This window comes from Iningainema tapete BLCC-T55 (assembly GCF_014698965.1).
GTDB classification, from domain to species: Bacteria; Cyanobacteriota; Cyanobacteriia; order Cyanobacteriales; family Nostocaceae; genus Iningainema; species Iningainema tapete.
On sequence record NZ_JACXAE010000023.1, the window covers coordinates 24,232 to 31,290 of the forward strand.

The 7,059-nt window shown below is 39.6% G+C and carries 4 protein-coding genes and 3 pseudogenes; 4 read left to right on the forward strand and 3 right to left on the reverse strand.

What is annotated here, in order from left to right; genetic code table 11:
- Window positions 1-136: 136 nt before the first annotated feature.
- The 3 pseudogenes from ICL16_RS04545 to ICL16_RS04555 all read left to right on the forward strand — a co-directional run.
- Window positions 137-1,058: pseudogene (locus ICL16_RS04545) on the forward strand (ISAs1 family transposase); the annotation flags it as partial.
- A 168-nt stretch (window positions 1,059-1,226) separates the two neighbouring features.
- Window positions 1,227-2,470, forward strand: a pseudogene (locus tag ICL16_RS04550) (ISAs1 family transposase).
- A gap of 21 nt (window positions 2,471-2,491) precedes the next feature.
- Window positions 2,492-2,716, forward strand: a pseudogene (locus ICL16_RS04555) (transposase); the annotation flags it as partial.
- A 172-nt stretch (window positions 2,717-2,888) separates the two neighbouring features.
- On the opposite strand, the gene ICL16_RS04560 reads toward ICL16_RS04555, so the two are convergent.
- From ICL16_RS04560 to ICL16_RS04570, 3 genes are all read right to left on the reverse strand, one after another.
- Window positions 2,889-3,299, reverse strand: a complete 411-nt coding sequence (locus ICL16_RS04560; RefSeq protein WP_202895414.1) for a PIN domain-containing protein — start codon at window positions 3,297-3,299, stop codon at window positions 2,889-2,891.
- The gene (locus ICL16_RS04565) at window positions 3,296-3,583 is read right to left on the reverse strand and encodes a hypothetical protein (protein ID WP_190825699.1); all 288 of its coding nucleotides are present in this window, start codon (window positions 3,581-3,583) and stop codon (window positions 3,296-3,298) included. Before ICL16_RS04565 ends, ICL16_RS04560 begins: the two co-directional genes overlap by 4 nt.
- 70 nt (window positions 3,584-3,653) lie before the next feature.
- The gene (locus ICL16_RS04570; protein WP_420485251.1) at window positions 3,654-3,848 is read right to left on the reverse strand and encodes a DUF7680 family protein; all 195 of its coding nucleotides are present in this window, start codon (window positions 3,846-3,848) and stop codon (window positions 3,654-3,656) included.
- Between the two features lie 272 nt (window positions 3,849-4,120).
- On the opposite strand from ICL16_RS04570, the gene ICL16_RS04575 reads away from it, so the two are divergent.
- Window positions 4,121-6,994 carry an Eco57I restriction-modification methylase domain-containing protein gene (locus ICL16_RS04575; protein WP_190825700.1) on the forward strand — a complete coding sequence of 958 codons (2,874 nt, stop codon included), beginning with the start codon at window positions 4,121-4,123 and terminating at the stop codon, window positions 6,992-6,994.
- The last annotated feature ends 65 nt before the right edge of the window (window positions 6,995-7,059 follow it).

Below are 7,059 nucleotides of genomic sequence, written 5' to 3' on the forward strand. Positions count from 1 at the left end.
GATTGTTGTCTTAGAGAGCAAAAAAGAAAACAGTCGTAAGAGCCTTGGATGAAAGATATGACGGCAAGGATAGTCGAATGTGGTATCCTCAACCTGGATTTAGGTGTGCTGTCATAGAAGTAGATATTAAATAATCATGAAACTGAAGCCAAAAATTACAGTCTTCTGACCACTTTGAAGTGATAGAAGATCCAAGAATAGAGAGGACAAAGAGACACAAATTAATTGATATTCTGACGATAGCGATTTGTGCTGTGATATGCGGAGCCGAGGGTTGGGTAGACATAGAAATATATGGATGTGCAAGCAGGTGATTGGCTAAAAACTTTTTTAGAGTTGCCAAATGGCATCCCATCACATGATACATTTGCGAGAGTGTTTGCCCGAATAAAATCGGCACAATTACATACGTGTTTTGTGAATTGGATGAAATCAATACAGAAGATAACCGAGTCAGATATAGTAGCAATAGATGGAAAAACATTGCGTGGCTCTTATGATACAAATAGTGATAAAGCAGCAATACATATGGTAAATGCTTGGGCGGTACATAACAGATTAGTACTAGGACAAGTCAAAACAAATGCAAAATCAAACTGTATTACAGCTATACCAGAATTGCTGAAAGTATTAGAAATATCTGGGTGTATAGTCACAATAGATGCAATGGGTTGTCAAAAAGAAATAGTGAAAGAAATAGTCAGGCAAGATGCGGATTATGTAATTACATTAAAAGAGAACCAAGGAAATCTATATTCTGATGTAGAGAGATTATTCAAGAGCGCTATACAGAAAGGATTTCAGGGCGAAAACCACGAGACATATACAACAGAAGATATAGGGCATGGACGAAAAGAAATTCGTCCGGGATGCAATGATATCAGAAATAAAATCCCAGTTAGATCCTCATACAGATTGGGTCAAATTAAATAGCGTTGGGATGGTGGAGCATATTCGTCAGGAAAAAGGGGAAACAACAGTAGAAATTCGTTATTTTATTAGCAGTCTTCCGAATAATATTGAGAAGTTTGCTTCTGTTTGTTCGTGGTCATTGGGGACAGGGTAAGCTCATCTAAATTTGTATAAATTATCCTTGACAAATAAGGCATTATAGGAATAAGCCAATTTAGATGAAACGTACTTGACGGCTGAGTATGATCAGTGAGATGACAACAATACCGTAGTTCAAAATCTCCAGGAACAAGCAGCAAGTTCAGGGCTTTGGAATTAAATCTGAGAATGGTAAAAAAAGTTCTCCCACTGTGAAAAAACCCACAGTTGTGGCAGAAATCGGAGCTATTCAACAGAGTTTAGTCAAGCAATTCTCTGACATCAAAGACCCAAGAGTAGAGCGAACTAAGAAACATCAACTTACCGACATCTTAGTCATTGCTATTCTCGCCATAATCGGCGGTGCGCAAGGATGGGAAGACATTGAGAATTATGGTATCAGCAAGCAAAACTGGTTAAAAGAGTTTTTGGCATTGCCACACGGTATCCCTTCTGATGATACCTTCCGTAGAGTATTTGAGTTCATTGATCCAGAAGCCTTGAATCAATGCTTTCTCAAATGGGTGGAAACTCTTGTCACCTCTATGGGAGGAGAGATTATTCCCATAGACGGGAAGACCATTAGAGGTTCCTATGACCGAAATCAAGGCAAGTCAGCACTTCATGTTATTAGTGCTTGGGCGCGAGTGTTCAACGTCTGGTTTTGGCACAGATGAAAGTAGAAGATAAATCCAACGAAATTACTGCCATTCCCGCATTATTAGAGTTGCTGGATCTCACAGGATGTATAATCACCATTGATGCAATGGGAACACAAACTGAGATTGCCAAAAAAATTATTGAGCGGAAAGCCGATTATGTCCTAGCACTTAAAGCTAATCATCCAACTCTCTACCGTCAGGTGAAAGAATGGTTTGAGCAAGCTCAAGCTATTCAGTTTGAAGGAATTGATGTCAGTTACGATAAACGCATTGAAAAAGGACATCATCGCACAGAAATCCGTGAAGTTTGGACTGTGCCAGTTGCTGCTATTGGTGAGATTTATCAACCCCAACCTTGGGCAAGACTCCAAAGCGTTGTCATGGTCGTCCGAGTGCGTCATCTTTGGAACAAGTCTACTCGTGAAGTTCAGTTTTATTTGACTTCTTTAACCAATGATGCTCAACTTCTAGGCCGGGCAATCCGAAAGCATTGGGGGATTGAAAACGAGGCTCATTGGACTCTTGACGTCACTTTTGCTGAGGATGCTTGCCGCATTCGCTCCTTCCACAGTCCTCGTAATTTTGCCCTCCTACGACGCATTGCTCTCAATGCCCTTAACCGAGAACAGACTTACAAACGTAGCCTGCGACAAAAAAGTAAACGGGCCGCTATGGATGATGATTATATGATTCAAGTTCTCAGTTCTTGTTTTCTTGATCTAACATTAGATTCTTCTCATCCCTTGTGTCAAGCCTAATTGAGATGCTCTTACCCTGGTCATTGGGGAGTGGAAAATTCATTGCATTGGGTATTAGATGTAGCATTAAAAGAAGATGATTGTCGGATCAGAAAAGAGAATGCACTCCTAAATTTCGCAGTATTACGTCAAATAGCAGTGAATCTTTTAGGTAAAGAAAAACGTATGAAAGTTGGTGTAAAGAATAAGGGATTTTTAGCGGCAATGGATAACGAATATTTAGTCAGAGTATTAGCGCAACTTTAAGCAAGATAATTTACTCACAATTGAACTAAAAATCAAATATTTTATCTTAGCAGTAGTGATAGTATAAAATCTCTACTTATATTAGGATGTTGAATTTAATCTAATTATAATTACAAATTGTTTTTCATCTCATATTAATATAAATATTAGTTATTCCTAGCTATGCCTTGATTCAATTTAAATATTTACCTAAAAAGATTCGGGAGTTTTTTAATAGTTTTAATGTGACTTGCCAAACTATTAACAAATAAGATGCGTTTGCCCTGCTCTCTATATAAAATTCATCTAATCTTGTGACTTGAGCAAAAATTGAATAACATTGAGAACGTTCTGGTTCACCAAGCTGGTTCACAAGACTATTGACTTCTGTAAGAATATTAGGAGTCGTAATAATTTTTGAAAAATATGACAATATCTGTACTAATAAATCGTAATCCTCTGGCAAAAACTGCTCAGTCCGATTAAATTGGGATATTCGTGAACGATTAACACTGCCAACGAACCAAAGTAGTAGAATGTTTGTGTCAATCAAAATACCCTTTTGTTTATAATTATGAAATAAAGAGCGAATAAACTCTTTCATACCTCACGAATTTTCATCGATTGAACTTCGCCTGTTTCTGAGTCTATCTTAAAAAGTTTATACTCTCGCTTATACTCAGGAGAAGGCATAATTTCAGGAATCAGAGGATTTTTCGTTCTGTAAACAGGACGATTAAACCCTAACGTAATCAACCAAAATTTTTTATCTTCTGATAATTCTAACTCTTCCAGCAAGATATCTTGGAGAGTATTTCCTATTAACTCTTGTATCTCCTCAAAATATTTTTTTGCTGCCATTACAGCTCCTCGTGCGTCAATTTTCATATTTTCTCTACCTTATGTTAAGAGTTATCTTCTCTTACTAAAATTACATTAATTTTCAGTCAACCGTCAACTACTCTCCCAATAATACCCGAATCGCCTTTAAAGCTTGATTGCGTTTACCATTACTAACCTTAGCAAACCAATAATGCGCCTCATTACTCATTGCCGTAATTCCTTTAGTAATATTAATAATGCGTTCGCGCTGAGATGGTTGCAAAGTCTGAAACAATAACGCCAAATTTGTCCCAGATTTCTCATTTAAAATATTAGGAAACTCAACCTTTAGCTATCAGCCTTGAACTCAAGTTCAAGGCTCAAGGTGAGATACCAATTAAGTATTTTAACTTAAAATTAGTTTTATGTATAAAAAGTTGCTTAAATTATTTGACATAATATACAATTAGTTTTCGTATTAACACTGGTTTTAAATAAAAAATTAAAGAACAGGATAATTTTTTTTAAAAGCATGGCAACATTCCTGTTTGTAAGTAAAGCTGATGTATAAACAAACTCAGCTTTTAACAAGGAATCGCCAATATGGCGGAACGTTTGCTGCAATTAGGTGATATAAGAGACATTAAGTCGTCAGAGAGAATAGCGTTACTTTTTAAGAAAATAGGCTATAATGCGAATGCCAAGCAATTAGCCATTGATGACCTTGAGCTACCTGCCCGTAGTGCAGAAGCTATTTGGAACGCATATATAATTGCTGACCATCAAAAAGGTAGTGAGTCGCTGCAAGTCTTGCTGTTTCAGTTGCATTCTCACGAGTGGGAGTCTCCTAGTGTTGTCAGTAACAGGATGCGATCGCTTGCTCAAAGTCTTTGCAAGCGTCCCTCTAATTTCCTGCTTCTGGGTACAAAAGACTACGATCAGTTGATGTTGGTTAACCCGCGTAAAAGCTTTGATGCCGATCTGAATTTAAAAGTCAGCATTCGCAAGCTGCTGATAGATCGTACCAATCCAACCAACTACGACAGAGACAGACTCGAAGCAATTGCCGCACGCAATCTTTCTCCCCAAGAACTTTATAATGTTCAGTGCGATGCTTTCGATGTAGAGAAGTTGACTAAACAGTTCTATCGAGGCTATCGGGAAATCTTTGAGCAAGTGCAGCAGGTAATTAAAGCCAACAACCCTCACCCATACTTTGAAGACAAAAGCTGCTTGCATCAATTCTCACAAAGGCTTTTAGGGCGGATAATGTTCCTCTACTTTTTGCAGAAGAAGGGGTTTTTAGGAGGCGATGGCAACTTCCTCAAGAAATGGTATCCTACGACCTCAGAACCAGAGGATACCGACTTCTATACGTCCATACTAGAGCAAGTATTCTTCGAGACACTCAACAAAAAACGTCCCAATCACGAATCACCTTGGGGAAAAATCCCATACCTTAATGGTGGACTATTTGATCGAGATTATGGAATTGACGTAAAGGATGCATCTGGACTAGAAACACCTCCTCAAATTCAACTGCCGAATTCTCTATTTGACCCTAGTAGTGAAAAAGGCATCCTCAAGTTTTTCAACAGCTATAATTTTACCATTGCTGAAAATGTTCAAGGAGATGAAGAAGCAGCGGTTGATCCCGAAATGTTAGGAAAGGTATTCGAGAATTTACTCGCTGCTGATGAAAGAGGGCAAAGCGGCACGTTCTATACACCACGCGGTATCGTTCACTTCATGTGTGTGGAGTCTCTCTCTCGCTACTTGGCAGACTCTAGCGGCATGGATGTAGAGGCAATCAAGCAACTGATAGAAGCTGACTTTGACTTGCCTGATGCCCACTTCAAACAACTACTAACAAAGGAGCAAGCAAAGAAGTTAAAGCAGGCTCTGGAGTCTGTAAAGATTTGCGATCCTGCGGTAGGATCGGGGGCATTTCCCCTGGGGATGATGCAAGTGATGCTTGCAGTGCGGCAGGCGATCGCCCGACGAGAAGGCATGACAGTACAACGAGGTAGTCTCACTATCAGCGAGTGGAAGCGGGACTTCATCGCTAACAACCTTTATGGAGTAGATATCAAACCAGAAGCAATCGAAATTGCCAAACTGCGGATGTGGTTATCACTGGTAGTGGACATTCCCACCGTTGATGATGTGGAGCCTCTGCCCAATTTAGATTATAAGTTAATGTGCGGGGATTCACTGATTTCTACGATTCACGGGGAAAAGTTGATTCCTGACCCCACCAAAGACCTGCAGACAGTATTAAATGTAACTCCTATACAAGCTGCGATTCAACCTCTAATAGACTTGCAACACCAGTACTTTACATCTCACACTGATGAGCGCAAAGTTCTCAGAAAGCAGATTATAGAGGCTGAAAAGAATGTGTTTCGAGTGGCAATTGCTGATCGTCGTCAGTATTGGGAAACTGAACAGCGCAATTTAGAACAAGACATCAAACGGATGAAGGGCAAAGCCAGCCGCGCTCAATCTTCATCACAACAGGTGATTACTACTAAGCTGAGGGAGTTAGACAAGATAGAGGCTGATGTAGAAAGAGGAATGCGATCGCTCAACTTCTTCCAATGGCATTTACATTTTAATGAAGTGTTTCAGCAAAAGGGCGGTTTTGATATTGTGATTAGTAACCCTCCTTATGTCAGACAGGAACAAATTAGAGAACTTAAGCCTGCTCTCCAGCAAGAGTATGACTGCTACACAGGTACAGCGGATTTGTTTGTTTACTTCTATGAACGTGGTTTCAATCTGCTCAGTTCGGGCGGCAGTCTCACCTACATTTCCTCAAACAAATATATGCGCTCTGGCTATGGGGAAAAGCTACGCAAATTTTTAGGCAATCAGTCCACTGTACACCACTTAATAGACTTTGGGGATGCCCCTGTCTTTGAAGCCATCGCTTACCCAAGCATTATCCTCGCAAACAAAACATCATCCACTAATCACCAGATTCGCGCTCTTACCTGGGAACCAGAGAAATCAGTTGAAGAATTTGCTTCCGTGTTTCGCTCCAGTAGTTTCCTGATTGCCCAAAAGGAATTAACACCTGATGGCTGGAGACTGGAATCTCCAAGTGTGCTGCGCTTGTTGGAAAAACTGCGTAATGCAGGGAAACCATTAGGTGAGTATGTGAATGGGCGATTTTATTACGGAATCAAGACTGGACTAAATGAAGCTTTTGTTGTGGATAGGACGACACGGGACAGATTGGTTGCTGAACATCCCTCTTCTGCTAAGGTTCTACAGCCGTTTCTACGAGGAAAGGATGTAAAGAGGTGGAGTGTCAATTTTGCCGAACAGTATTTAATCAAAATAGAGTCATCAGAAAATCAGCAGCATCCTTGGTCAGAAAAACCAGACAAGGAAGCTGAGAAGATATTTGCTAAAACTTATCCAGCTATTCATAACTATTTTGAAATATTTAGACCAAGGCTAGTGTGTTAATTTTGACAAAAAAATCAGGGATTTTGTTCATGCAGAAAGTATGCAAGAATTGTCAAAGACCTAAA